Annotated in this window: 24 protein-coding genes and 1 tRNA gene; 15 read left to right on the top strand and 10 right to left on the bottom strand. The window is 67.2% G+C overall.

From position 1 onward, the window contains the following. The 4 genes from QZ709_RS13300 to QZ709_RS13285 all read right to left on the bottom strand — a co-directional run. Window positions 1–505 (bottom strand): alkaline phosphatase PhoX (locus QZ709_RS13300; protein ID WP_294637765.1); only part of this gene is annotated, 505 nt, incomplete at its 3' end. Continuing rightward, the gene (locus QZ709_RS13295) at window positions 439–843 is read right to left on the bottom strand and encodes a hypothetical protein (RefSeq protein WP_294637764.1); all 405 of its coding nucleotides are present in this window, start codon (window positions 841–843) and stop codon (window positions 439–441) included. The genes QZ709_RS13300 and QZ709_RS13295, both read right to left, overlap by 67 nt. 110 nt (window positions 844–953) lie before the next feature. Beyond that, complete coding sequence (locus tag QZ709_RS13290) at window positions 954–2,423, bottom strand: FAD-binding oxidoreductase (protein ID WP_294637762.1); 1,470 nt, start codon at window positions 2,421–2,423, stop codon at window positions 954–956. After that, window positions 2,420–2,806 carry a DUF2069 domain-containing protein gene (locus tag QZ709_RS13285; protein ID WP_294637770.1) on the bottom strand — a complete coding sequence of 129 codons (387 nt, stop codon included), beginning with the start codon at window positions 2,804–2,806 and terminating at the stop codon, window positions 2,420–2,422. The genes QZ709_RS13290 and QZ709_RS13285 overlap by 4 nt, the downstream gene beginning before the upstream one ends. 129 nt (window positions 2,807–2,935) lie before the next feature. On the opposite strand from QZ709_RS13285, the gene QZ709_RS13280 reads away from it, so the two are divergent. The 4 genes from QZ709_RS13280 (at window position 2,936) to QZ709_RS13265 (ending at window position 8,181) form a co-directional block, all read left to right on the top strand. Continuing rightward, a complete protein-coding gene (locus tag QZ709_RS13280) occupies window positions 2,936–4,177 on the top strand; it encodes a YihY family inner membrane protein (protein WP_294637760.1) in 1,242 nt (413 codons plus the stop codon). Between the two features lie 109 nt (window positions 4,178–4,286). Then, on the top strand, window positions 4,287–4,757 hold the full coding sequence (locus tag QZ709_RS13275) for a CBS domain-containing protein (RefSeq protein ID WP_294637759.1): 471 nt from the start codon (window positions 4,287–4,289) through the stop codon (window positions 4,755–4,757). Between the two features lie 75 nt (window positions 4,758–4,832). Next, window positions 4,833–5,933, top strand: a complete 1,101-nt coding sequence (gene aroC / locus QZ709_RS13270) for a chorismate synthase (protein WP_294637757.1) — start codon at window positions 4,833–4,835, stop codon at window positions 5,931–5,933. A gap of 205 nt (window positions 5,934–6,138) precedes the next feature. Next, window positions 6,139–8,181, top strand: coding sequence for a methyl-accepting chemotaxis protein (locus QZ709_RS13265; RefSeq protein WP_294637754.1), 2,043 nt, complete (start codon window positions 6,139–6,141; stop codon window positions 8,179–8,181). Window positions 8,182–8,193: 12 nt separating this feature from the next. Here QZ709_RS13265 and gloA read toward each other — a convergent pair whose 3' ends face one another. From gloA to QZ709_RS13240, 5 genes are all read right to left on the bottom strand, one after another. Beyond that, on the bottom strand, window positions 8,194–8,613 hold the full coding sequence (gene gloA, locus QZ709_RS13260; RefSeq protein ID WP_294637753.1) for a lactoylglutathione lyase: 420 nt from the start codon (window positions 8,611–8,613) through the stop codon (window positions 8,194–8,196). A 93-nt stretch (window positions 8,614–8,706) separates the two neighbouring features. Next, window positions 8,707–9,258 carry a fasciclin domain-containing protein gene (locus tag QZ709_RS13255; protein WP_294637751.1) on the bottom strand — a complete coding sequence of 184 codons (552 nt, stop codon included), beginning with the start codon at window positions 9,256–9,258 and terminating at the stop codon, window positions 8,707–8,709. A 125-nt stretch (window positions 9,259–9,383) separates the two neighbouring features. Then, on the bottom strand, window positions 9,384–11,261 hold the full coding sequence (locus QZ709_RS13250) for a bifunctional anthranilate synthase component I family protein/class IV aminotransferase (RefSeq protein ID WP_366937176.1): 1,878 nt from the start codon (window positions 11,259–11,261) through the stop codon (window positions 9,384–9,386). Then, window positions 11,254–11,754: a disulfide bond formation protein B gene (locus QZ709_RS13245; protein ID WP_294637749.1), complete on the bottom strand. Its 501-nt coding sequence runs from the start codon at window positions 11,752–11,754 to the stop codon at window positions 11,254–11,256. Before QZ709_RS13245 ends, QZ709_RS13250 begins: the two co-directional genes overlap by 8 nt. Window positions 11,755–11,757: 3 nt before the next feature. Then, window positions 11,758–12,213: a RidA family protein gene (locus tag QZ709_RS13240; RefSeq protein WP_294637747.1), complete on the bottom strand. Its 456-nt coding sequence runs from the start codon at window positions 12,211–12,213 to the stop codon at window positions 11,758–11,760. Window positions 12,214–12,420: 207 nt separating this feature from the next. On the opposite strand from QZ709_RS13240, the gene QZ709_RS13235 reads away from it, so the two are divergent. The 7 genes from QZ709_RS13235 to QZ709_RS13205 all read left to right on the top strand — a co-directional run bounded on the left by QZ709_RS13235 (window position 12,421) and on the right by QZ709_RS13205 (window position 21,579). Then, window positions 12,421–14,967, top strand: a complete 2,547-nt coding sequence (locus QZ709_RS13235; RefSeq protein WP_294637746.1) for a DNA internalization-related competence protein ComEC/Rec2 — start codon at window positions 12,421–12,423, stop codon at window positions 14,965–14,967. A 20-nt stretch (window positions 14,968–14,987) separates the two neighbouring features. Beyond that, window positions 14,988–15,656 (top strand): response regulator transcription factor, encoded by a 669-nt coding sequence (locus tag QZ709_RS13230; RefSeq protein ID WP_294637744.1) that lies wholly within the window; start codon window positions 14,988–14,990, stop codon window positions 15,654–15,656. Further along, the gene (locus QZ709_RS13225; protein ID WP_294637742.1) at window positions 15,640–17,124 is read left to right on the top strand and encodes a sensor histidine kinase; all 1,485 of its coding nucleotides are present in this window, start codon (window positions 15,640–15,642) and stop codon (window positions 17,122–17,124) included. The genes QZ709_RS13230 and QZ709_RS13225 overlap by 17 nt, the downstream gene beginning before the upstream one ends. A gap of 171 nt (window positions 17,125–17,295) precedes the next feature. Beyond that, window positions 17,296–18,543 carry an ABC transporter substrate-binding protein gene (locus QZ709_RS13220; RefSeq protein ID WP_294637767.1) on the top strand — a complete coding sequence of 416 codons (1,248 nt, stop codon included), beginning with the start codon at window positions 17,296–17,298 and terminating at the stop codon, window positions 18,541–18,543. Between the two features lie 136 nt (window positions 18,544–18,679). Further along, window positions 18,680–19,573, top strand: coding sequence for a carbohydrate ABC transporter permease (locus tag QZ709_RS13215; RefSeq protein ID WP_294637741.1), 894 nt, complete (start codon window positions 18,680–18,682; stop codon window positions 19,571–19,573). A gap of 21 nt (window positions 19,574–19,594) precedes the next feature. Beyond that, entirely contained in the window at window positions 19,595–20,443 is an 849-nt protein-coding gene (locus QZ709_RS13210) for a carbohydrate ABC transporter permease (protein ID WP_294637740.1), read from the top strand. A gap of 50 nt (window positions 20,444–20,493) precedes the next feature. After that, window positions 20,494–21,579: an ABC transporter ATP-binding protein gene (locus QZ709_RS13205; protein WP_294637739.1), complete on the top strand. Its 1,086-nt coding sequence runs from the start codon at window positions 20,494–20,496 to the stop codon at window positions 21,577–21,579. Between the two features lie 19 nt (window positions 21,580–21,598). Here QZ709_RS13205 and QZ709_RS13200 read toward each other — a convergent pair whose 3' ends face one another. Next, a complete protein-coding gene (locus tag QZ709_RS13200) occupies window positions 21,599–22,894 on the bottom strand; it encodes a hemolysin family protein (RefSeq protein WP_294637738.1) in 1,296 nt (431 codons plus the stop codon). 63 nt (window positions 22,895–22,957) lie between these two features. Between QZ709_RS13200 and QZ709_RS13195 the strand changes: the two genes are divergently transcribed. The 4 genes from QZ709_RS13195 to QZ709_RS13180 all read left to right on the top strand — a co-directional run. Continuing rightward, window positions 22,958–23,785 (top strand): symmetrical bis(5'-nucleosyl)-tetraphosphatase, encoded by an 828-nt coding sequence (locus tag QZ709_RS13195; protein ID WP_294637737.1) that lies wholly within the window; start codon window positions 22,958–22,960, stop codon window positions 23,783–23,785. 23 nt (window positions 23,786–23,808) lie between these two features. Beyond that, window positions 23,809–23,898 (top strand) — tRNA-Ser (locus tag QZ709_RS13190). A gap of 154 nt (window positions 23,899–24,052) precedes the next feature. Then, window positions 24,053–24,373: an EthD family reductase gene (locus QZ709_RS13185; protein ID WP_294637736.1), complete on the top strand. Its 321-nt coding sequence runs from the start codon at window positions 24,053–24,055 to the stop codon at window positions 24,371–24,373. An 8-nt stretch (window positions 24,374–24,381) separates the two neighbouring features. After that, the coding region (locus QZ709_RS13180) for an NAD(P)H-hydrate epimerase (RefSeq protein WP_294637734.1) at window positions 24,382–24,613 on the top strand (232 nt) is incomplete at its 3' end.

Below are 24,613 nucleotides of genomic sequence, written 5' to 3'. Positions count from 1 at the left end.
CCGTCTTCAGGCGCATCATCTGCAGGCGTCCGCCCTTGGCCAGTTGACCGCGGACGTTGGGGATGAAGCGGTACAGGCCGCTGGGCGTGCTGTCCTCGGTCTCGTAGACGATGCCGGTGACCGGGTCGACGGCGGCAGCCTCGTGGCTGAAGCAGCCCATGTCCTTCAGCGGCACCGGGTTCGCGATGCCGGCGGCCGGCACTTCGAACACGTAGCCGTGCTGGTAGGTCGCGCCGTTGTGGACGCCGTTCGAGGTCTCTTCACACGACAGCCAGGTGTTCCACGGCGTGGGGCCGCCGGCGCAGGGGCGCACCAGACCCGACAGGCTGGCCCAGCTCGAGAGCCACTTCTTCTGCGACGGCGAAAACACGAGGGTGCTCGTGCCGCCGTTGCACTTGGGATCGTAGGTGCCCTTGGCGCCCAGGTAGGAGCCGGCCGTCATGCTGCTCTGCTCGTGGTTGCGCACCAGCACGATGCGGTTGGCGTCGGCGGCGACCACGGCCATGCCGTCATGGGCGCCCGGCGTGGCGATGCCGTCGCTCCCACCATGTCGGTGTAATGGGCCAGCGAGGACTCGGTGCCATAGAACACGGCGGCGTAGAGGTCCAGGTCGGGCGAGGACGGCGTGATGGTGAGGGTGACCACGGCCATGAACGGCGCGTCGAAGGTCCACAGGCTCCAGTTGTCCGGGGTGCCGTAGGGACCGCTTTCGGCGGCAACCGAACCGGCCACCGTGCTGTCCAGGGTGTAGTGGCCCTGGTAGACCGGGGCGGTGGCATGCGCGCTGGGGGCGGCGAGCTGCACGGCAGCTGCCAGGGCGGCCGCTGCGAGGGGCTTGATCATGTGTGACTCCTGTTTCAAGAGAGGTGAGGTACCTCCTTGCACACATGCTCGTCGGGGGGCGTTTAAGGCCTGTGTCCCCCTCTGATCCGATCAGCCCACGATGGGGCGCGTCAACCTGATGGCGCTTGGCGAGACAGCACGCGCCCCGGGTTCAAGGTGCCTTCGGGGTCCAGTGCCTGCTTGATGGCGTGCATCACTTCGAGGGCGGCAGCAGGCGTCCTGCGGGCCAGTTCCGCCTGGCGCAGCGCGCCGATCCCGTGTTCGGCAGACAGCGTGCCGCGGCGGGCCTGCACCGCATCGAAGACCAGGGTGTTGACCTCGCTCTCGAATGCCAGCAGGGCCGCGCCACCGGCCGACTCGGGCGGTGGCTGCACGTTGTAGTGCAGGTTGCCGTCCCCCAGGTGACCGAAACACACCACGCGCGCGTCCGGCCAGCGCGCGGCGATCGCCTGCCTCGTGGTCGTCACGAAGTCGGGGACGACCGAGGTGGGCATGCCGATGTCGTGCTTGACCATCAGGCCTTCGGTCTTCTCGGCCAGCGGGATGGCTTCTCGGAGCGCCCACATGGCCTGGCGTTGGGCGCTGCTCTGTGCGATCACTGCCTGGGTCACCAGGCCTTCGTCGAGCGCCAAGGCCAGGGCGCGTTCCAGGCCCTGTGTGGCATCCGCTTCCGAGCTGGCGCTTGTGGCTTCGATAAGCACCAGCCAGGCGTCGTCGTACTGGCTCAAGGCATGAGCGATACGGGCCGCCTCAGGAAGGTGCCGTCGCACGAGGGTCAATGGCAGTGCCCCCATGACTTCGAACGCCGTGAGCCCGGCGTCCAGCGTGGCCCGCATGGCTGCAAGCAGGGTCACGGCCGATTCGAGTGTGGCGCAGGCGACGAGTGCGGTGCACAGACCGCGTGGCTGTGGGTGCAGGCGCAGGGCCGCCGCCGTGATGATGCCGAGCGTGCCCTCGCTGCCGATGTAGAGGTCGCGCAGGGCATAGCCGGTGTTGTCCTTGCGCAGGCTGCGGAGCGTGTCGACGATCTTGCCTTGCGCGGTGACCACCTGCAGACCCAGGCACAACTCGCGGGCTGTGCCATAGCGGAGGACCTGGGTGCCGCCCGCGTTGGTAGCGAGGTTGCCGCCGATGGTGCAGGTGCCTTCCGACGCCAGGCTCAAAGGAAACAGCAGCCCCGCCTCCGAGGCGGCAGCCTGAACCTGTGCAAGGGTGCAACCGGCTTCCACGGTCATGGAGAGGTTGTCGGCATCCATGCACAGGACCCGGTCGAGGCGCCCAAGATGCAGCAGGACCTGCTGACCGCTGTCATCGGGGATCCCGCCCCCCACCAGCCCGGTGTTGCCTCCTTGGGGAACGATGCTGATCCCGTGCTCGGCACACAGGCGGACAGCGGCCGCAACCTCGTCTGCGGTGCCGGGTCGGATGATGGCGCGCGCCCGTCCTCGATAGCGTCCGCGCCAGTCCACCAGGTACCGCGAGAGGTCGTCCGTCGATGACCCCGGCACGATGACGGCCACATCACCCAGTGCCACGCGCAAGGCCGCGACAAGGGGATCGGACGGGGATCCGGGGCTCATGCGTGCCCCGCTCCGGCCTTGCCGCCACCTTTGAGCTTGGGGGGGAGAACGCGCAGGCGCAGGCGCACATAGACCGCGCACCCCACAAACAGCACCACACTGAGCGCCACTTCGATGAAGGCCAGTTGCCGAGACAGACCCGTGTCGCCCGCGGCGCGGACGACGCCTTCGGTGAAGTACAGCCACACCAGCAGCGACAGCCAACGGCAGGTGTACAGGCGGTGCCTCAGCACGCCGGAGAGGGCCAGCGTCAGAGGCAGCACCTTGAGCGCCAGCGCGCCGCCACTGCCTCCGGGCAATGGGGCCAGCCAGACCTCCCACGCCACGCCGAGCACGATGAGGCCGAGCAGGGCCAGCAGGTTCACCCATCGCAGGGTCTCGATCTGCCGCTGACGCTCGGGCGGATGATGGCCGATCACGGTGTCGGTGCGGTCGGATGGATCAGGGGTGGACACGGGGACTTCTTTCAGGGCGGATTGGGGCGGGGCGCGTGAGGCTGGCATCATAGCCAGATGAACGCTTTGCGAACCGCATGCACGGAGGGCATGGCGCATTGGCGCCGTTTTGCCGAAGCCCTGCGCCACTGGCCCTGGCGCCAGACCTACGAGACCTTGCGTCACCGGTTCCGCGAGGACCGCCTGGGGCTCACCGCCGGCAGCCTCACGTTCACGACGACCATCGCCCTGGTGCCGCTGTTCACCGTGATGCTGGCCTTGTTCAGCGCCTTTCCGGTGTTTGCGCGCTTTCGCAAGGTGCTGGAGCAACAGGTGCTGGCGGGGATGGTGCCCGACATGATCGCCAAGCCCGTGCTGCTGTCACTGGGCAAGTTTGCGACGAAAGCGAGCCAGCTGGGGGGCATGGGCCTGATCGCACTGGGGCTGACCGCCATGGCCCTGATGCTCACGATCGACCACACCCTCAATGGCATCTGGCGCGTGCGGCGGGCCAGGCCGATCGCGCACCGTGTTCTGGTGTACTGGGCAGCACTGACGCTCGGGCCCTTGTTGGTCGGTGCCAGCCTGTCCGTCACATCCTATGTGCTCTCCGCATCGCGCGGGCTGCTGCCCGATTTGCCGGGCGGCGTCAGCCTGCTGCTTGGCGCAGTCGTATTCGTATTGCAGACCTTCGGGTTCGCCGCTTTGTACCGGTTCGTGCCGAACACCCATGTGCCCTGGCCCCACGCATGGGGTGGGGCCCTGTTTGCCTCGATCGGACTCGAACTCGGTCAGAAGGCGCTGGCTCTTTACCTGTCCAGCGTGCCGGTGTACGCCACCATCTACGGCGCGTTCGCAGCGTTCCCGATCTTCCTGATCTGGATCTATCTGAGCTGGCTGATCGTGCTGATGGGAGCGGTGGTGGCGGCGTACACCCCGGCCCTGCTGTCGCAGGCCAAGCGGTGGCCCGACACGCCGGGGCATCGCTTTGCCCTGGCGCTGGCTGTGCTGCAAGGGCTCCATGCCGTTCAGCGAGAAGCGGTGCGCGGCCTGACTTCAACCGAGCTGGCCACGGCCCTGCGGACGGACCCGCTGCAGATCGAGCCGGTGCTCGACGTGTTGATGCAGCTCGATTGGGTGGGGCGGCTGGCCGACGATGGCGATGCCGGGGGGCGCCATGTGCTGTTGTGCGACCCCCGGTCGACGCCGCTGGCACCGCTGCTCGGGCCGCTGCTGCTGCGACCGGACGGCTTCACGCTCGGGTTCTGGGCGGCCGCGCGGTTCGATGAGCTCACGCTGGCCGACGCACTGGCGGTGTGAGTGACCGTGGCGCTACCGTGAAATCCCCTTGGCTGTGCTTGGTCAAGCGGCTATATTCAACGCACGGGGGGTGTCCCCGATTGTTCAATCTGTTCGAGGAGAGGCCCTCATGAAAGTCAGCGACATCCTGCGCGTCAAGGGCAGCACCCTGTACACGGTGCAGCCGGATCAGCCCCTTGCGGAAGCGGCCGGGACGATGGCTGAGCACGACATCGGTTCGCTGGTCGTGATGGAGCATGGTGACCTGGTGGGCATGCTGACTTTCCGGGAGGTCATTCAGGGCACGGTGCGCAATGGCGGCGCATTCGGCACGTTGCTCGTGCGCTCTGTGATGGACGACCACCCTCTGACCTGCACCCCCGATACCGAAATCGACGAAGTGCGCCGCATGATGCTGAATCGGCACGCCCGCTACATGCCGGTGATGACGCAGAAGACCCTGATGGGCGTGATCTCGTTCTACGACGTGGCCAAGGCGGTGGTGGACGGCCAGGACTTCGAGAACCGCATGCTCAAGGCCTACATCCGCGACTGGCCGGTCGAAGAGAATGCCCAGGCGGAGCGCCCGGCGCTGCTCTGAGTCCTGCGCCCCACCGAAGGGCCTGCCTGATCGGCGACAATAGCCGCTTCTGCTTCTTCTGTTCTGGTTGGCGCAATGGCTGGCAGCACCTTCGGTCTCTTGTTCACGGTCACGAATTTCGGCGAGTCGCACGGCCCGGCCATCGGGTGCGTCATCGACGGTTGCCCGCCGGGGCTGGCCCTGAGCGAAGCCGACATCCAGCCGGATCTGGATCGGCGCCGTCCCGGCACGTCGCGCCACGTGACGCAGCGTAACGAACCGGACGCCGTGGAGATCCTCAGCGGGGTCTATGAAGGCCGCACGACCGGCACGCCGATTGCCTTGTTGATCCGCAACACCGATCAGCGCAGCAAGGACTACGGCAACATCCTCCAGACCTTCCGCCCCGGGCACGCCGACTACACGTACTGGCACAAGTACGGCCTGCGCGATCCCCGCGGCGGTGGCCGCTCCTCGGCACGTCTGACGGCGCCGATGGTTGCCGCCGGTGCCGTGGCCAAGAAGTGGCTGCGTGAGCAGTTCGGCACCGAGATCCGCGCCTGCATGACCCAACTGGGCGAGCTGCCGATCGCGTTCGAGGGCTGGGAACACGTGCCCGACAACCCGTTCTTTGCGCCGAACGCCAGCCAGATCGAGCAACTCGAGACGTACATGGATGAGTTGCGCAAGGCCGGCGACTCCTGCGGTGCCAGGTTGGTCGTGGAGGCATCGGGTGTCCCCGTGGGGTTGGGTGAGCCGCTGTTCGACAAGCTCGATGCCGATATTGCCTACGCCATGATGGGGATCAATGCGGTCAAGGGCGTGGAGATCGGGGCCGGCTTCGAGAGCGTGCGCCAGCGCGGCACCGTACACGGTGATGAGTTGCATCCGGACGGCTTCGGCTCCAACCATGCCGGCGGCGTGCTGGCTGGTATTTCGACAGGGCAGGATCTGCGGGTGGCGATCGCGATCAAGCCGACCAGCTCGATCCGCAGCCCGCGCCAGTCGATCGACCTGAGCGGGCAACCCGCCACAGTGGAGACCTTCGGTCGGCATGACCCCTGCGTGGGCATCCGCGCCACCCCGATCGCCGAGGCCATGCTGGCACTCGTGCTGATCGACCACGCCTTGCGCCACCGTGCGCAATGTGGCGACGTGAAGGTCGACACGCCGAAGATCGCTGCCCACCGACCCTGACGAGGCGACGTCGCGCAAGCTGCGAACGGGCTGAACGCCCCTTGTCGTGCCCCATCCGGGTGCACGTTACTCCGCGGAAAAGCGGCCGCTTTTCAAGCATTGGAAAAATCGGACGCGGTGATGGAATCTGTGCATTCCTTCACTGATGTCATGCGGCAGCCGCCTCACGGGGAGAGTCCTGCCGCTTCCTTTTCCAGAGGTCGAGATGAGCAGCGCAGTCCCCGAGCAGGCCCCCGGTTGGCCCCAAGACATTCCGTCCGTCGAGCAGCCAGCGGACAAAAGGGGGGGCGGCAGGGTGCCCCGCGCGCCCGGTGTGCGGGGATTCTTCCAGTACCACGGGATCTGGGCGCCCGGTATCCGGCTCTTTCGTCAACTGGGATTCCGGGCGAAGGCCCTGATCATCTCGGGCGCCTTTCTGGTACCCATCGGGGTGCTGGGCGTGTTTTTCCTGTACGTCGAGCAGCAAGGTCTGCGCTTTGTGCAGGCCGAGCGGGCCGGCGTGTCCTATGCGCGTTCGCTGCTGGGTATGCTGGAGGCGACGACCCGGGAGCGGCAACTGGCCAACGCGGCCGCCCAGGGCGAACTGGCGCAGGGCATGGATGAGGCCGCCCAACAGGCATCCCGCGCGGCCCAGCTTGATCTCGAGGCACAGCATCGCGACCACGGCGCGGTGCTGAAGGTGCATGATCAGCTTCAGCCAGTGCTGGACGGTTTGGCGCGTGCTCGCAGCGCAGCAGCAGGCAAGGCGCCAGGGGCGGTGGACGCCTTCCAGGCGGCTTTGCGTGGCCAGGCGGGCCTGCTCGACGCGGTGGTCGACAACTCCAATCTGGCACTCGACCCTGAAATTGCCAGCTACTACATGATGGACACCGTGCTGATCGCGGCACCCGACCTCGCCCTGACGGCGGGTCGTCTGCGAGACCAGCTGGTCGGCGTGGCCCGGGCCGGCGTGGTGCAGAGGACCACGGTGGTGGAGATGGATCGCGAGGCGCAGAAGCTGCTCATGCGGTTGGCTCAGATCGACACCTCGCTGAAGAAGGCGGGAGAGGCCGGCAGGGCGCTGTCTGCCACGGCTTTGCGAGCGGCGGTGGAGGGGCTCGTGTCGCTGGCGGCAGACCATGTGGAAGGTCGCCCCCCGATCCGGGATGTGCAGCGCATCACCTCTGCAGGCGACGCTGCCGTGCAAGCCGGGTTCGCCCTGGCGCAGGCCGGCCTGCCGGTGCTGGACGAGCTGCTGGCCGACCGCGAACAGCACGACTGGCGTCTCGTCTGGCTGGTGAGTGTCATCACGACGTGCTGCGTCCTCGGTGCGGGCTACCTGCTCTACGCCTTCTATCGCGTGACCCGCGGTGGCATGGAAGAGGTGCGTTACCACCTCGTGGCCATGACGTCCGGCGACCTCACAACGTCACCGCGGCCCTGGGGGCGCGACGAAGCGGCCAGCTTGATGAACACCATGGCCGACATGCAGCGGTCGCTGCGCGCCCTGGTCAGCGATGTGCGCGCGGCGGCTCAGGTCATCGTGCAGTCGAGTGCCGAGATCGCCTCGGGCTCCAGTGACCTGTCGGTTCGAACGGAGCGGACTGCGGCGAACCTGGAGGAGTCGGCGGCCTCGATGGAGCAGATGGCGTCCACCGTCCAGCAGACCGCTGCTCACGCGATGACCGCAGCGGAGATGGCGTCCGGCAATGCCGAGGTGGCGACGCGCGGCGGGGCCGAGATCGGGCAGGTCGTGGACACCATGGCGGAGATCCATCGCTCGTCTTCCCGGATTGCGGACATCATCGGCGTCATCGATGGCATCGCTTTTCAGACGAACATCCTGGCGCTGAATGCGGCGGTCGAGGCCGCACGTGCCGGCGAGCAGGGGCGCGGGTTCGCGGTCGTGGCTGGCGAGGTGGGCGCCCTGGCGCGCCGCAGTGCCACGGCAGCGCAGGAAATCAAGAAGCTCATCCACGACAGCGTGGAGAAGGTGACCACCGGTGCCGCCGTGGTGGAAAGCGCAGGTGGCACGATGACCGACATCGTGACACACGCCCAGCGTATGAATGGCCTGCTGTCCGACATCGCGACGGCGGCCCGCGAGCAGAGTGCGGGGGTGGCGCAGGTGGGGCAGGCGGTGCAGGAGCTCGACCGAGTGACGCAGGAAAACGCGGCGCTGGTCGAAGAGACGGCGGCAGCCTCGATGGCACTCAAGCGCCAGGCCGAGGCGCTGGCGGCGGCAGTGGAGAGCTTCCGCCTGTCGTGATGACGCTCTGGCTCAGTTGTTGAGCTCGGAGGCCGCGTCGGGCCGCTCGATCAGCTCCACCTTGTAGCCGTCCGGATCTGTGATGAAGGCAATGACGGTGGTGCCTCCCTTGATGGGGCCAGCCTCACGGGTGACCGCGCCACCCAGTGTGGCCGTGCGTGCCCGGACCGCATCGCAGACGGCGGCGGCGTTGTCCACCCCGATGGCAATGTGTCCGTACGCGGTGCCGAGTTCATACCGGTCGACGCCGTAGTTGTAGGTCAGCTCGATCTCGGCATGCTCGGGGTTGCGGCCATAGCCCAGGAAAGCGAGCGTGTACTGCTGTTCAGGGCGGTCGGTGGTACGCAGCAGGGTCATGCCCAGGGCCTGGGTGTAGAAGTCGATCGACCGTTGCAGGTCGCCGACGCGCAGCATGGTGTGGAGCAGTCGCATGGGAAGGTCCTTCTGTTCGAGGACCTGAAGTCTGCCAGGGATGACCGAGCCTGTCGCACGGCGGGCGCGGTCACCCTTGGCGCTGCCCGCCCGTCAGCGGAACTGTGGCAGGAGCACGCTGTCGATCAGCCACACCGTGCCGTTGCTGGTCTTCACGCCCCTGCAACTGGCAACAGACTGGTTGACCGAGGCGCCGTTCGCGTCGTAGACGAGGAACACGCTCTGCCCTTGCAATGTCGTCGCCTGGCTGGGCAACAGGCTGCGGCGCGGGTCGGCGTTGCCCGCCGTGACGTGGTAGGTCAGCACACTCGTCAGGAGGCTGACGTCGCTGCCAATGAGCCCGAGCAGGGGAGCCGGCACCTTGGCGAAGGCGTCGTTGGTCGGAGCGAACACCGTCAAAGGTCCCTTGCCGCTGAGCGGTCCGATCAGGTTGGCCGCCTGAACAAGGTTGACCAGGGTGCTCAGTTCCGGTGTTGCCACGGCAGCGTCCACGATGGTTCCCGGAAACTCCACCAGAGCCGCATGCCGGCACTGCAGATAGCCCTTCAGCAAGGGGGGCGAGGCATGGGCGGGCGTGATGCCGACAGTGACCAGTGCCGAGGCAAGACCCAAGGCTGCCGTGAGAGAGCGGAGAGCGTGTCGCATGGAGAAGCTCCTGTCAGAAATGGTTTGATTACCGATTGGTTCAATCGCGACCAATCGGTAATTATTGTGCGCAGGCACGCTGCCGCTGTACAGAAGGGGGGCTGCACCAATCCCTGTTGAAGGGATCAAATTCCGTCGAGTTGGGTGGCGCGGGCCTGTGCCTGGAGATGGGGCAGGTCGACCGCAACCCAGCCTCGCACGCTGTTGAGCAGGGCGACGCCGCTGGCTCGGTGCAGGTCGTCGGTGCGGAGGACCCGCTCGTGCAGGCGCCCCGCGGCGAGGGCTTCGGCGCGCATCACGCCGGGCAGCAGGCCGCAGCTCAACGGGGGGGTGTACCAGGTGCCGTCGATCAGGAGGGCGACGTTGCCGATGGTGAACTCGGTCAGCTCGCCGACCTCGTTGTGCAGCAGGGTGTCGAAACAACCGGGCGGTGCGCGGAAGGCCGCATAGGCATCCCGGCGGGTGGTCTTGTGACGAATGAAGTCGTCCGCCAAGGGCATGGGTGTGGCTGCCAGCGCCACCTTCACCGCGTCGTCCTCAGCGGCCCCGGTTCCCGGTCCGTTCAGCGGCGCGGCCTCGAGTGTGAAGGAACCCTCCGCGGCCCACAGCAGGCGCACTTTGTGGATACCGGTCGGGTGATCGGCCGCCAGCGCATCCAGGGCCTGCTCGAGGCGGGTCCTTCTGTCGTCCGCCAGAGGCAGCCAGCCGAAGTGCCGAAGGCTGCCGGCGAGCCGCGCCAAGTGGCGCTCCCGGCGGTGGAGGTGCCCGCCCTCGAGCCGGATGGATTCGATGAGCTGGAACGGGCGTGCGGCCCGGTGGAGAAACGCCTGCTTGGCATGCCACTCGCGTGCTTCGGCTGGGCCGGTCGAGTCCAGCGTGATGCCGCTGCCAATGCCGCATTCGGCCCGCCAGGGCGCGGGCGGGGGGGGCGTGTGCAGACACACCGTGCGGATCGGCACATTGAAGGTGACGCGACCGCCTGGCTGCATCAGTCCGACAGCGCCGCAGTAGACGCCCCGTGCGCTGCGCTCGAGCCGCGCGATGTGGTGCATGGCCTGACGCTTGGGTGCGCCGGTCACCGAGCCGCAGGGGAACAGGGCCGCGAACGCCTGGCTGAGCGTCAGGCCTGCCTGGCTTCGGGCGGTGACCGTCGATGTCATCTGCCAGACCGTGGGCAGGGCATGCACATCGAACAACGACGGCACGCGCACGCTGCCGACCTCGGCCACGCGCGACAGGTCGTTGCGCAGCAGGTCCACGATCATGAGGTTCTCAGCGCGTTCCTTGTCGCTGGTGCGCAGCGTGACCGCAGCCTCGTTGTCGGCCGCCGCATCCGGGTGTCGGGCCGCGGTCCCCTTCATCGGGCTGGCCGTCAGGGTCCTGCCGTCCCAGTCGAAAAAGAGCTCGGGCGAGACGCTGAGCACCGCGCCAGGCGAGCGGCTGACGGCACGCGCGTCCAGCAGCGCCGTGTAGCCCGCGGGCTGGCTGCGGCGCAAGGCGTGAAAGTACGACCACATCGCCGCGGGCTCCCCTTCGAACGCCGTGCGCAGCCGGCTGGTGAGGTTGATCTGATACACCTCGCCGTCCCGTATCAGTTCCCGGATGGCCTCTACTCGGGCTTCCATCGTGGGGTGGTCGAACTCGCTGAGCCAGTCCTCGGCCCGCCAGGTTGCGTCCGGGGCTGCAAGTCCGTCGCCCTCACTGTCCCATTCATGGGCTTGGTCGAATACCGCCCACACGGCGTAGGGCTGCCCGGGCGGCAAGGCCTTGACCGGAAGATGCGGGTTCAGTCCGGGGGCGGCCTCGTAGGCCACCCACCCGACACACCAGGCGCCGTCGCGGGCCCGTGCGTGGGCAGCATCCAGCAACCCTGCGACCTGCGCGGGATCGTGCGCCACCAGCCACTGCACCGGGCGTTCGAAGTGCCAGCGCAGGCGGCCCGCTCCATCGGGGGCGGGAAAGTCGATCAGGGCCGTGGGCAGCCCATCCATCTGGTCAAGCACGACGCGAGCGGGCGATGGCACCGGTCAGCAGCACGAGCCCGGCCACGGCAAACAGGGCCAGACTCCAGAACTCGAAAGGCACGCCCAGGATGCTCACCGCTGCATCGGCGCAGGAGGCGCGAACCTCGAACGCCTCGGGCCAGCGGGTGTCCAGGCCCAGGCCCGAGATCACCTTGTCGGCAAAGGTCAGGGCGCACGAGGTGGAGCGGGCTGCAACGTAGTGCTGCCACAGCGCTGCGGCCATGCCACCGACGGCGAGCGGCACGCCAAGCAGGCTGACCAGGCGGCGCCCCCACCCGGCCGGCAGGGCTGCAGCGGCGAGGGCGACCACCGCCACCACGATGAAGAGGATGCGCTGAAGGATGCACCAGGGGCAGGGCTCCATGCCCCATTGGTGCTGGGCGTAGAGGGCGAAGGCCACAGACAGGGCGCAGGCCATCCCCAGCAGCGCCAGCAGAGCGCGCACCGGCACGCTGGTCACGTGGGTGTTCATCGATCAGGCCACTTCGGCGATGAGCTCGATCTCGACGCAGGCGCCCAGCGGGATCTGCGCCACACCGAAGGCGCTGCGGGCGTGCTTGCCTGCATCGCCGAACACCTCGCCGATGAGCTCGGAGAAGCCATTCGTCACGAGGTGGTGCTCGGTGAAGTCGGGCGTGCTGTTGACCAGGCTGGTGGCCTTGACGATGCGCACCACCTTGTCGAGCCCACCCGCGGCCACCTGCAGCGTGCCCATCAGGTCGATGGCGACCGCGCGGGCCGCGGCCTTGCCTTCTTCCGTGGTCATGTTCCTGCCCAGCTGTCCTACCCAGACCTGGCCATCTTTCTTGGCAATGTGGCCAGAGAGGTAGACCAGATTGCCGCTGCGCACGAAAGGCACGTAGGCGGCGGCGGGCACGGCGACGGGAGGGAGGACGATGCCGAGGGTTTCGAGGCGTTGTGCGATGGTCATGGTGGATGTCGGTGCAGGGACAGAACGATCGCGGGGATGGTACATGAGCCGCCTCCTGCGAGGGCTCTGCCCGACGCAATCCCTGTTATCCCGATGTCCGTCAAGTCACCCGATCGGGGCCCCCTCAGTGGGGTGGCCGCCGCCAGTTGGCCGCGGCAAGCTCGTTCGGTGCGCGCCGATCCTTCCTCTCATTCCCCGCAGCCCGGCATGGTTCTGGTCTGGGGGCTGCCTGTGGCCTGGGTGGCTGGCACGGCGCTGCAGCTTCAGCAGGTCACGGTGCCCGAGGTCGGAACGCACGCGCTGGCGCTGGTCGCCGCGCTCGCGGTCCTTGCCCTTTCAGGGTGGACGCGCGGGCGGTGGCTGTCGAGCCGGCGGATGGCGGTGTCGGGTTGGGCGGTGGTCGGGCTCGCCGTCCTGGGCTTGGCCTGGGCCGCTACGGGGTGGCGCGCGGCCGCTCGCCTGGCCGACGTTGTGCCGGCCGAGTGGCTGGGACGGGACCTTGCCGTGTGCGTGCAGGTGGATGGTCTGCCGACACCATCCGCGTGGGGCATGCGCGTGGAGGGGCAACTGCTGGGCGTGGGTGATTGTGCATGCCCGTCCGGACACGCCGATGCCAAGGCCGTGCCTGTGAAGGGCGTGCAGGTGCTGGTGCCCGCCCATGCCGGCATGGACCGGCTCGTGCCTGGCGATGTCTGGCGGGTCTCCGCCCGTCTTCGTGCACCCGATGCCTTGTCGAATCCGGGGGGAGGGGATCCCTTGCTCGGCAGCTTTGCCCGCAACATGCGAGCGGTGCTGTCCGTGCGCCCCGAGGGCCGTACGCCCGAGCGCATTCATGAGGCATCCGGTCTGGATGATGGCTGGGTGAACCGGCTTCGGCTGGCGGTGCGCGAGGGCATCGTCCGGGCGGTTCCTCATGCCGGGAACGCCGGAGTGCTGGCAGGGCTGGCCATCGGCGATCAGTCGGCCATCGAGCGCAGCGACTGGGCGGTGTTCCGCGATACGGGCGTGGCCCACGTGGTCGCCATCAGCGGGACGCACGTGGTGCTGTGCGGGGTGCTGATGGCATGGTGGGTGCGACGGTGCTGGGGCCGCTTCGCGGGGCTGACCCACTGGGCCGCTGCGCCCGAGGTGGCCCGTTGGGTCGGCGTTGTGGGCGCCGCGTGCTACGCCGTGCTGGCGGGGTGGGGCCTGCCGGCGCAGCGCACGGTGTGGATGTTGTGCATCGCGGCGGCGCTGCGCAGCCGAGCGCGCCGCTGGCCCTGGGCTCTGGTGTGCCTGTGGGCGGCCGCCGGCGTGCTGGCCATCGAGCCATGGGCGTGGCAGCAGCCGGGCTTCTGGCTTTCTTTCATGGCCGTGGCGGTACTCATGCACGACGGTCGTGTGCAGCGCTTGACGGGGGTCGCATCAGGGCGCGTCGGGGCACGGCCTGACCGGGGCAACGGGCTGTGGGGGCTCTTGCCGGGTGTGGCTCGTCAGGCGCGTGAGCTGATCCGCCTGCAGTGGCTGGTGACGCTGGCGCTCGCCCCCGTCACGCTGGTGTGCTTCCAGCAGCTGTCTCTGGTCGGGCTGTTGGCCAACCTGCTGGCCATTCCGGTCTTCACCTTGCTCATCACGCCGCTTGCGCTGGCGGGCATGGCGTGGCCGGGCTTCTGGGTATGGGGGGCTGTGCTTGTCGAGCTGATGCGGGCGTGGCTCACCACACTGGCCGGTTGGCCGATGGCGGTCTGGTCGTCTCCGGCCTTGCCCGTCTGGGTGGGGGTGCTCGCGGTGCTCGGGGCGCTGGTGGCCATGCTGCCGCTGAGTGGACGGACACGGGTTCTGCTGCTGCCTTTGTGTCTGCCGCTGGTGTGGCTGCCGCCATCATGGCGGCTGGTGCCCCCACCGACCCAGGGGCAGTTCCAGGTGATCGCCATGGACGTCGGGCAGGGCAGCGCCGTGCTGGTTCGAACAGCCGGCCACGCCTTGCTGTTCGACACCGGCCCCGCCTGGGGACCTTCGGCCAATGCCGGCGAGCGCGTGGTGGTGCCGGTGCTGCGCACCCTCGGCGTAACCCGATTGGACACGCTGATGCTCAGCCATGAGGACGGCGACCATGCCGGTGGGGCTCAGACGATCCTGAGCGCGATGCCGGTCACTTCGATGTTGCATAGCCTGCCGCCCGGGCACGCCCTGCTGAGCGCTGAAGGGACGAGAGGGCAGCGACCGACGGCCAAGCCCTGCGTCGCGGGCCAGTCATGGCGCTGGGATGGCGTGGATTTCGCTGTGCTGCATCCCGGTGTCCCTCGGGCTGTCGATGAGCCTCGCCGCCGACGTGCGGAGGGCAATGGCTGGTCATGCGTGTTGAAGGTGTCCACGCCCCGCGCGGGCAGCATTCCGGAAGGCGCTGTGCTGCTCACGGGCGACATCGGTGTTCAGGAGGAGGCTCAGTTGCTGGCCCGTTCGTCCATGCCGGGAGCCGCTCAGACGCCGTTGCGCAGCCATGTTCTGGTGGTGGCGCACCATGGCAGCGCGGGCTCGACGAGTGCACCGTTCCTCGATGCGGTCTCGCCCAGCCAGGCGGTGATCCAGGTCGGCGCCCGCAATCCGCACGGACATCCGTCGCCCTCGGTGATGGCGCGTCTGCAGGCACGCGGCATCCATGTGCAAGCCACCCCTTCGTGTGGGGCGTGGCTCTGGCAGTCCGGTGACTCCGTGGGCCGTTGCTGGCGTGAGACCGCATACCGATACTGGTTTGCTCGCGCGGCCGTCGATTGAAACTCTCGTATGCTTGAGGGATGCGTGTCCTGCTTGCCGAAGACGACGACATCCTGGCCGATGCCCTGGCCGCCCAACTCTGCAACGCCGGTTTCAAGACCGAGGTGGCCCCCGATGGCCCGACCGCACTGGCATCGCTGACCGAGCAGCCTTTCGACCTGGCGGTGCTCGACCTCGGCCTGCCGGGGTTGGACGGCCTGAGCGTGCTTCGGTCGGTGCGTGAGGTGAAGCCAGCACTGCCCATCCTCATCCTGACAGCCCTGGACGGGCTGGAACACCGCGTGGAGGGGCTCAATGCCGGCGCGGACGACTACCTGACCAAGCCTTTCGATTTCCCGGAGCTCGAGGCGCGCGTCCGGGCCTTGTTGCGTCGCTTCAAGCCCCAGGCCAGCGCGTCCGTTTCTTTCGGTGCGTTGAGCTTCGACCGTGAGGCGCGGCGGGCCACCATCGACGGCGAGGCGATCGAGCTGTCTCCCCGCGAGTGGGAGTTGCTCGACCTGCTGCTGACCCAGCGCGACAAGGTCGTCACCAAGGACGAGATCGCCAAGGCCTGGGACCTGGATCGCAACCAGGGCGGGCCCAGCTCGATCGAGGTCTACATCCACCGGCTGCGTCGCAAGCTCGAACCGTCCGGGCTCTCGATCCGCACCGTACGGGGACTCGGCTACCTGCTTGAGTCGCAGGGCTGACCGGGACCATCCCGTGCTGGAACAGGCCGCCACCGGATCCGAGCAGGGGCGTGGGCCGGAGGCTGTTCGCGTCAGCGGCTCACTGAGCCGGCAGCTGCTGTGGTGGATCGTGCTGCCACAGCTGATTCTGTGGCTGGTGGGGGCGTTCGTGACCTACAGCGTGGCCTCGAACTACGCCAACCAGATGGTGGACCGGAGCCTGTTTCAGACTTCGCGTGCGCTGGCCCGCCAGGTCAAGCCGATCGGCAATGGCATGCTGATCGACTTCCCGCGCGCCGCCCGCGACATCATCGAGACAGACCCGGACGACACCGTGTACTACATGGTCAGCTCGCCTCCGGGGCAGTTCATTCTGGGCAACCGGACGTTGCCGCCGCCGCCGCCCGTCGTGCTCGAGAACGACAAGCCTTTCTTCTACGATGCCGCTGTGGCCGACACCCGGGTCCGAGTGGCCGCCTTGTTGCTGCCCTTCGGGGAGGAGGGGCGTGAACGCCTGCTGGTCCAGGTGGCCAAGAGCCGCGCCAGCCGGGAGGCGCTTGCACGGCGCATCCTGATCGACACGGCCTTGCCGCTGTCCGGCCTGATCGTGCTGATGACGCTGATCGTGTGGCTGGGGATCCGCGCCGGCCTGTCTCCCTTGTCGCGGTTGCGACGCCTGGTCGAGGACCGCCAGCCCAACGACCTGCACCCGATCCGCATGTCGGAGGCGCCCGCCGAGGTGCACGCCCTGGTGGTGGCGCTCAACAGCCTGCTCGCGGCAGTGCGCCGGAACGTGGAAACGCAGAAGCGCTTCATCAGCGACGCAGCCCATCAGCTGCGTACGCCGTTGGCTGGCGTGAAGTCGCAGGCCGAACTGGCGCTGGAGGCCGCGCAAGACCCGCAGTTGCGTGCGCGCCTTGAACGGGTGCGCGCCAGCGCCATCCGGAGCGCCCACCTGGTCAACCAGTTGCTGACCCTGGCCCGGGCCGAGCCCGAGTCGGCCATGCGACAGGGACAGGTGCCGGTCCACCTGGGCCCGCTGGCCCGGGAGTTGACGGCCGAAATGGTGCCGCGTGCGCTGCAGATGGGCGTGGACCTGGGGTGCGATGAAGCGGGCGCCGACGAGCGCGAGGGGGAGGCAGAAGCCGAACTGGTCGTCATCGGCAATCCGCTGTTGTTGCGGGAAGCCCTGGTCAATGTCATCGACAACGCGATGCGCTATGCAGGGCGCGGCAGCGTGGTGACGGTGCGCACCCGCCGGCAGGGAGACGTGGCCGTCATCGAAGTGGATGACAACGGACCCGGCATTCCGGAGGCGGACCACGACCGCGTGTTCGAGCGGTTCGTGCGCGGCTCGAACGACGGCACAGGGTGTGGCCTTGGCCTGCCCATCGTGCGGGAGATCGTGCAGCAACACGGCGGACAGGTCACACTCTCCAACATCGACCCCCACGGGCTGCGGGTCAGGGTGACATTGCCTTTGCGCTGATGGCGGGGCAGATGGGCCCGGACCTAGGGAAGACCCCGGGATTCAAGTATCGTTAATTTATTAATAATTCATTAACGGTCTGTGAGGCATGCTCTGCTGTGCCGGCCCGTTGATTCCCAACACACACATCCCTCGTTGACGAGAAGGAGACAGCCCATGTCGAAGAAGATGATGTTCGCGCTGCGCGCGGGTGCCGTGGTCGCCGCCTCGATGGTGACCGCTCTGGCCGCGCAGGCGGGTGAGGTCGAAGTGCTGCACTGGTGGACCTCGGGCGGTGAAGCCAAGGCCGCCAAGGCGCTGCAGGCCACGCTGCAGGCCAAAGGCCACAGCTGGAAGGACTTCGCCGTGGCGGGCGGCGGCGGGGACTCCGCCATGACGGTGCTGAAGTCGCGCGTCGTGTCGGGCAACGCACCGGCGGCGGCCCAGATCAAGGGACCGTCCCTGCAGGAGTGGGCGCAGGAAGGTGTGCTGGCCGACATGTCGGACGTGGCCGCCACCAATCAGTGGGACAAGCTGCTGCCCCCCGTCGTGGGCAACATCATGAAGTACAAGGGCAAGTACGTGGCCGTGCCGGTCAACGTGCACCGCGTGAACTGGCTGTGGGCCAACCCGGAAGCCTTCAAGAAGGCCGGTGCCAAGGTGCCGACCAACTGGGACGAGTTCTTTGCTGCGGCTGAAAAGCTCAAGGCCGCCGGCATCATCCCCGTGGCCCACGGTGGCCAGAACTGGCAGGACTTCACCACCTTCGAAAGCGTGGCGCTGGGCGTCGGGGGCACCGAGTTCTACAAGAAGGCGCTGGTGCAGCTGGACCAGGCCACCCTCAAGAGCGAGACCATGACCAAGGTGCTCACCACGTTCAAGCGCGTGAAGAGCTACACCGACAAGAACGCGCCGGGCCGTGACTGGAACCTGGCCACGGCCATGGTGATCCGTGGTGAGGCCGGCATGCAGCTGATGGGCGACTGGGCCAAGGGCGAGTTCATCTCGGCTGGCAAGAAGCCGGGCGTCGACTTCATCTGCACGGCCGCCCCCGGCACTGCCAAGGCCTTCACCTTCAACATCGACTCGTTCGCGCTGTTCAAGTTGAAGAACGAGGCCAACGTGAAGGCCCAGAAGGACCTGGCTGCCGCCATCATGTCGCCCGAGTTCCAGGAGGTCTTCAACCTGAACAAGGGGTCGATCCCGGTGTGCCTGGGTCAGGATATGAGCAAGTTCGACGACTGTGCCAAGCAGTCCTCGAAGGACTTCGTCGACACGGCCAAGACCAACACGCTGGTGCCCTCGATTGCCCACGGTATGGCCGTTTCGTCGGCGGCCGAAGGCGCGATCAAGGACGCGGTGTCCAACTTCTGGAACAGCGACAAGATGACCGTGGCCCAGGCCATGGACAAGATCGCCGCCGCCGCACGCACCAAGTAAACCGAGCAAGCCGCATCACGCGATGCGAAGGGCAGGGCCGTCACGAGCGGCCCTGGCCCCTTGCCCCCATGCCGATGCTGTTCGCGCATGGGCGGCCCTTTCTTTTGCCTGTTCTTTCTGAAGGGATGTCGCTGACATGACCCGACCCGCCACCCCCACGATCCACAAGCCGCGCACACACTGGCTCCCCAAGCTGGTGCTGGCGCCGTCCTTTCTTGTCGCGATGCTGTTCATCTACGGTCTGATGATCTGGAACGGCTACCTCTCGGTGTCGGCCTCGCGCCTGCTGCCCAACTACGAGTTCGTGGGGCTGGCGCAGTACGAACTGCTGTTCGAGAGCGAGCGCTGGATGGTGGCGCTCAAGAACCTGTGGGTGTTCAGCGCGCTGTTCATCGGATTCGGCATGGCCATCGGGCTGTTCCTGGCCATCCTGCTCGATCAGAAGATCCGCGCCGAAGGCTTTCTGCGCACCGTCTACCTCTACCCCATGGCGATCTCGTTCATCGTCACCGGCACGGCTTGGAAGTGGATCCTGAACCCGGGTCTGGGCATCGAGAACCTCATGCAGCAATGGGGCTTCGAGAACTTCACCTTTGGTTGGCTGGTCGACCCCGACTACGCCATCTACTGCGTGGTCATCGCCGGGGTGTGGCAGAGCGCCGGCTTCGTGATGGCGCTGTTCCTGGCCGGTCTGCGGGGCATCGACGACAGCATCATCAAGGCGGCCCAGGTCGATGGTGCTTCGCTGCCGCGCATCTACTGGCGCATCATCGTGCCCAGCCTGCGCCCCGTCTTCTTCTCGACGCTGATGGTGCTGGCCCACCTGGCGATCAAGAGCTTCGACCTGGTGATGGCGCTGACCGCCGGCGGCCCGGGCTATGCGTCCGACGTGCCCGCCACCTTCATGTACGCGATGTCCTTCACCCGCGGCCAGATCGGCCTGGGGGCGGCTTCAGCCACCGTGATGCTGGCCACCGTGGCCGCGATCGTCGTGCCTTATCTGTATTCCGAACTGCGGGCCCGCCGCTGATTGCCCGCAGGAGTGCTCACCATGAACCGATTCCATCGATTCGCCATCTACACGCTGCTGGGCCTGTTCGCGCTGGTCTTCCTGGCACCGATGTACGTCATGCTCGTCACGTCGCTCAAGGACATGGACGAGATCCGCAACGGCAACCTGCTGTCGCTGCCCGGCTCCATCAACCTCGACGCGTGGCTCAAGGCCTGGTCCACCGCCTGCACCGGCACCGATTGCGGCGGCCTCAAGCCTTACTTCTGGAACTCGGTCGTGATGGTGGTGCCCGCGGTGCTGATCTCGACCGTGCTGGGCGCCATCAACGGCTACATCTTCAGCAAGTGGCGCTTCCGCGGCAGCGAAGTCATGTTCGCGCTGATGCTGTTTGGCGTCTTCATGCCGATGCAGGTGGTGTTGCTGCCCATGTCGCAGGTGCTGGGCTGGTTGGGCCTGTCCAGCTCGGTGTGGGGCCTGGTCATCGTGCACGTGATCGCCGGCCTGGCGTCGACCACGCTGTTCTTCCGCAACTACTACGTCGGGCTGCCCGATGAACTGATCAAGGCCGCGATGCTCGATGGTGCCGGCTTCTGGCGCATCTTCTTTCGGATCGTGTTGCCGCTGTCGACGCCCATCGTGGTCGTCGTGCTGATCTGGCAGTTCACCGCGATCTGGAACGACTTCCTCTACGGCGTGGTGTTCTCCGGTGCCGAGTCCAAGCCCATTACCGTGGGCCTGAACAACCTGGCCAACACCTCCAGCACGGTCAAGGAATACAACGTCGACATGGCGGCCGCGCTGATTGCCGCACTGCCCACGCTGTTCGTCTACGCCGTCGCCGGCAAGTACTTCGTGCGCGGCCTGACCGCTGGCGCCGTCAAGGGCTGATCCGGCCCGATCCCCTCATCCGCTCGAATTCACACAAGAAGGACAAGCCCATGGGCGCTCTTTCCATCCGCAACGTTCGCAAGGCCTACGGTGGCCACGAGATCCTCAAGGGCATCGACATCGAGATCGAGGCCGGCGAATTCCTCATCCTGGTCGGCCCGTCGGGCTGCGGCAAATCCACGCTGCTGAGCATGATCGCCGGGCTGGACACGCCCACCTCCGGCAACATCCTGATCGGCGACCAGGACGTGACCTTCGCCCCGCCGAAGGACCGCGACATCGCCATGGTGTTCCAGAGCTATGCGCTGTACCCGAGTATGAACGTGGCCGAGAACATCGCCTTCGGCCTGGAGATGCGCAAGGTGCCCAAGGCCGAACGCGAGGCCGCGGTGGCCCGCGTAGCCAAGATGCTGCAGATCGAGCACCTGCTCAAGCGCAAGCCGGGCCAGCTGTCAGGCGGTCAGCATCAGCGCGTGGCGATGGGCCGGGCGCTGGCCCGCAACCCCAAGCTCTTCCTGTTCGACGAGCCGCTGTCCAACCTCGACGCCAAGCTGCGCGTCGAGATGCGCGCCGAGATCAAGCTGCTGCACCAGCGCACCCGCACCACCACCGTCTACGTCACGCACGACCAGGTCGAGGCCATGACGCTGGGCGACCGCATTGCGGTGATGAAGGACGGTGTGCTGCAGCAGTTCGGCAGCCCGGACGACATCTACTCGCGTCCGGCCACCAAGTTCGTGGCCGAGTTCATCGGCTCGCCGGCCATGAACATGGTCAAGGCGCACCGCCCTGTGGGCACCGGTGGTCTGGTCGCTCACGGGGTGAGCCTGCCACTGAGCGAGGGGCAGGTTGCGGCCCTGGCCCAGCATCAGGGTGGCAGCGAGGTGACCTATGGCCTGCGCCCCGAGAGCCTCTCTATCGCGGCCACGGAGGGCGCGCCCCTGCAGGGGTCGGTGACCATGCTGGAGCCCACCGGGCCGGAGACCTACGTGTTCCTGGACACGCCGATCGGCGCGCTGGTCTCGCGTGTGGCCGGCCCGCGCGCCAACCTGGCGGTCGGTCAGCAGGTCGGTCTGCGCTGGGATGCGGCCGAGGCCCACCTGTTCGACGACCAGACCGATCGCCGCATCGGCTGATCGGCCGGCCTGGCTGCGATCAGGTCTCGTCGTCGGGCAGTCGGGTGGCGAGCACCTTGTCGATGCGCTTGCCGTCCATGTCGACCACTTCGAACCGCCAGTTGAGCCACTCGACTGAATCGGTGGTGTGAGGCAGGCGGCCCAGCAGCAGCATCACCATGCCCGCCAGGGTGTTGTAGCGCCCGCGGTCCTCGTCGGGCAGAGACTTCAACCCCAGTCTGTCCTTGAGTTCGGGAACGGGAATCAGTCCGTCGATCAGCCAGGAACCGTCTTCTCGCTGAATGGCCCACGCGTCATCGGCTTCCGCCGGCGTGAACTCGCCCGTGATGGCCTCGAGCACGTCGCGCAGGGTGATCACGCCCTGTACCTCGCCGTACTCGTCGACCACAAAGACCATCTGGGTGTCGGATGCCCGGAAGTGCTCCAGCAACTCCATGCCGGACAGCGTTTCCGGCACGAAGACCGCTGGCTGCAGCCCTTCGTCGAGTCGGGCTTGCTGCTGCTGAGTCAACTGATGCAGCAACTGCTGTGCCGTCACCACCCCCACCACGTCGTCCAGCCCGCCCCGGCAAACCGGGTAACGGGAGAATCCGTGCTCGGCGATGGTGGCGAGGTTGTCCGCCATCGTCGCTTCGACGTTCAGGAACGCAATGTCGCTGCGCGGGATCATCATCGAGCCGATCTGGCGCTCATCCAGGCGGAACACGTTGCGCACCATCTGGTGCTCGTGCGCCTCGATGACGCCTGCATCCAGCCCTTCTTCCAGCTGTGCTGCGATCTCTTCTTCGGTCACGCTGCGATTGCCGCTGTCGCGGATGCCCAGGAGCTTGAGCACGGCCTCGGTGGCGGCTGCCAGCAGGCGCACGAAAGGCCTGGCGAGCGAGGACAGCCACATCATCGGCTTGGCGACCACCCTTGCCACGGCTTCCGGGTAGAGCTGCCCGACCCGTTTGGGCACCAGCTCGCCGAAGATGATCGACGCGAACGTGATGATGACCACCACGAGGCCGGTGGCCATGATGGCAGAGGCGTCGGCTGACAGCGGGAAGTGCGCCCGCAGCCACTCGGCCAGCGGGGGCGAAAACACCGCTTCACCCACGATCCCGTTGAGGACGCCGATGGACGTGATGCCGATCTGAACCGTCGAGAGGAACTGGGTGGGGTTGTCATGCAGCGACATGGCGGCCTGGGCACCGGCGTCGCCGGTCTCGGCCATCACCTGCAGGCGGGCCTTTCGGCTGGCCGCCAGTGCCATTTCGGACATGGCAAACACACCGTTGAGAAGGATCAGAAAGATCAGCAGCGCAAGGTCCATAAAGGGCGCCGGGCATGGCCGGGCCGTCGGTTGAAACGGGCCAAGCGTAGCAGAATCCCTCCCATGATCTACCTTGTTGGCGACATCCAGGGCTGCTGTGCGCCCTTTGAGCGGCTGCTGGCCGAGCTCGACTTCTCCCCTTCGCGCGACCACCTTTATGTGTTGGGCGACCTGGTGAACCGCGGGCCGGACTCGTTGGGTACCCTGCGCAGGCTGCGTGCGCTGGGCGCATCGGTCACCTGCCTGCTGGGCAACCATGACCTGCACATGCTGGCGGTGGCCCATGGGGTGCGCAAGGCCCACCGCAGCGACACGATCGCACCGGTGCTAGAGGCTCCGGATCGGGAGGGCTGGCTGGATTGGGTGCGGCAGCAGCGCCTGGCGGTGCAGGCCCACGGTTGGCTGATGGTCCACGCGGGCGTTCTGCCTCAGTGGGATGCGGCCCAGACGCTGGCGCTGGCAGCAGAGGTGGAGGGGGTGCTGCGCAGTGCCGACCTGGGCGATTTCCTGCACCAGATGTATGGCAACGAGCCGGCGCGCTGGGACGACGCCTTGCAGGGCGCCGAGCGGATGCGCTGCGTCGTCAACGCCCTGACGCGGCTGCGGTTCTGCTCGGCAGACGGCGCCATGGAGTTTGCGACCAAGGAAGGGGCGGGCGGTGCGCCAGAGGGCTTCATGCCATGGTTCGAAGTGCCGGGGCGCCGCACGGCCGGCGTGCCTGTCGCCTTCGGGCACTGGTCCACGCTCGGCCTCATCAACCGCGATGACCTGCTGTCGCTTGACACCGGCTGTGTCTGGGGCGGGGAGCTCACGGCCGTGCGTGTCGATGGCGCCACGCGCGAGGTGATTCAGATGCCTTGTCCGCAGGCTTTGAAACCGGGTGGGGCCTGAGCGCCTACAATGCGAGCTTTCCAGGGTGTGTGGCCGAGCGGTTTAAGGCACCGGTCTTGAAAACCGGCGAACGTTTGCGCGTTCCGTGAGTTCGAATCTCACCGCACCCGCCAGTCCTCCGCACCGGACGACCCGGCACTGTGCCACCTTGGCACACCGCAATGCGGGTCGCACCCACCTTCCTATCGTGGGTTCCTCAGGATATGTTGACCATGCCGGCCAGCTCTGCGCCGGCGGCGCGTGGCGCCACAACATCGAGGAGACTGCATGATCAAGATCAGTGTGATGTACCCCCACCAACCCGGTGCGCGTTTCGATCACGATTACTATCGCGACAAGCACATGCCGCTGGTGAAGGCGCGCCTGGGCGATGCCTGCCTGTTCTACACCGTGGACAAAGGCCTTGCCGGCGGCGCGCCGGGTGAGCCACCCGCCTATGTCGGCATGTGCCACATCTATGCCGAGTCGGTCGATTCGTTCCAGAAGGCTTTCGGCCCGCACGCGGGCGAGATCCTGGCCGACATTCCCAACTACACCGATCTCAAGCCGGTGCTGCAGTTCAGCGAGGTGGTGGTCGGTCAGCCTTGAACCTCCTCATGCCTGACGTCCTGCCTTCATCAGCCCGTACCCTGAGTTTGCTGACCTGCGCCGAGATGGCGCAATGCGACCGCTGGGCCATGGGCCAGGGCACGCCGGGCGTGGTGTTGATGGAAGCAGCCGGCCGCGCGGTGGCCGAGGCCATCCGAGCCCGCTGGTCTCCGCGGCCCGTGCTGGTGGTCTGCGGGCCCGGCAACAACGGCGGCGATGGCCATGTCATCGCCCGGCTGC

Origin of the sequence: uncultured Aquabacterium sp. (assembly GCF_913773725.1) — a bacterium.
GTDB lineage: Bacteria > Pseudomonadota > Gammaproteobacteria > Burkholderiales > Burkholderiaceae_C > Aquabacterium.
This window is presented reverse-complemented; position numbering and strand designations above follow the sequence as displayed.

Excerpts from the sequence above, each read along its gene's own strand:
- QZ709_RS13210 (WP_294637740.1), top strand. The coding sequence starts at position 19,595 with ATGAACCGATTCCATCGATTCGCCATCTACACGCTGCTGGGCCTGTTC.
- QZ709_RS13265 (WP_294637754.1), top strand. The coding sequence starts at position 6,139 with ATGAGCAGCGCAGTCCCCGAGCAGGCCCCCGGTTGGCCCCAAGACATT.
- QZ709_RS13215 (WP_294637741.1), top strand. The coding sequence starts at position 18,680 with ATGACCCGACCCGCCACCCCCACGATCCACAAGCCGCGCACACACTGG.
- QZ709_RS13200 (WP_294637738.1), bottom strand. The coding sequence starts at position 22,894 with ATGGACCTTGCGCTGCTGATCTTTCTGATCCTTCTCAACGGTGTGTTT.
- QZ709_RS13240 (WP_294637747.1), bottom strand. The coding sequence starts at position 12,213 with ATGACCATCGCACAACGCCTCGAAACCCTCGGCATCGTCCTCCCTCCC.
- QZ709_RS13295 (WP_294637764.1), bottom strand. The coding sequence starts at position 843 with ATGATCAAGCCCCTCGCAGCGGCCGCCCTGGCAGCTGCCGTGCAGCTC.
- QZ709_RS13205 (WP_294637739.1), top strand. The coding sequence starts at position 20,494 with ATGGGCGCTCTTTCCATCCGCAACGTTCGCAAGGCCTACGGTGGCCAC.
- aroC (WP_294637757.1), top strand. The coding sequence starts at position 4,833 with ATGGCTGGCAGCACCTTCGGTCTCTTGTTCACGGTCACGAATTTCGGC.
- gloA (WP_294637753.1), bottom strand. The coding sequence starts at position 8,613 with ATGCGACTGCTCCACACCATGCTGCGCGTCGGCGACCTGCAACGGTCG.
- QZ709_RS13245 (WP_294637749.1), bottom strand. The coding sequence starts at position 11,754 with ATGAACACCCACGTGACCAGCGTGCCGGTGCGCGCTCTGCTGGCGCTG.
- QZ709_RS13275 (WP_294637759.1), top strand. The coding sequence starts at position 4,287 with ATGAAAGTCAGCGACATCCTGCGCGTCAAGGGCAGCACCCTGTACACG.
- QZ709_RS13255 (WP_294637751.1), bottom strand. The coding sequence starts at position 9,258 with ATGCGACACGCTCTCCGCTCTCTCACGGCAGCCTTGGGTCTTGCCTCG.
- QZ709_RS13230 (WP_294637744.1), top strand. The coding sequence starts at position 14,988 with ATGCGTGTCCTGCTTGCCGAAGACGACGACATCCTGGCCGATGCCCTG.
- QZ709_RS13290 (WP_294637762.1), bottom strand. The coding sequence starts at position 2,423 with ATGAGCCCCGGATCCCCGTCCGATCCCCTTGTCGCGGCCTTGCGCGTG.
- QZ709_RS13235 (WP_294637746.1), top strand. The coding sequence starts at position 12,421 with ATGGTTCTGGTCTGGGGGCTGCCTGTGGCCTGGGTGGCTGGCACGGCG.
- QZ709_RS13220 (WP_294637767.1), top strand. The coding sequence starts at position 17,296 with ATGTTCGCGCTGCGCGCGGGTGCCGTGGTCGCCGCCTCGATGGTGACC.
- QZ709_RS13280 (WP_294637760.1), top strand. The coding sequence starts at position 2,936 with ATGAACGCTTTGCGAACCGCATGCACGGAGGGCATGGCGCATTGGCGC.
- QZ709_RS13195 (WP_294637737.1), top strand. The coding sequence starts at position 22,958 with ATGATCTACCTTGTTGGCGACATCCAGGGCTGCTGTGCGCCCTTTGAG.
- QZ709_RS13185 (WP_294637736.1), top strand. The coding sequence starts at position 24,053 with ATGATCAAGATCAGTGTGATGTACCCCCACCAACCCGGTGCGCGTTTC.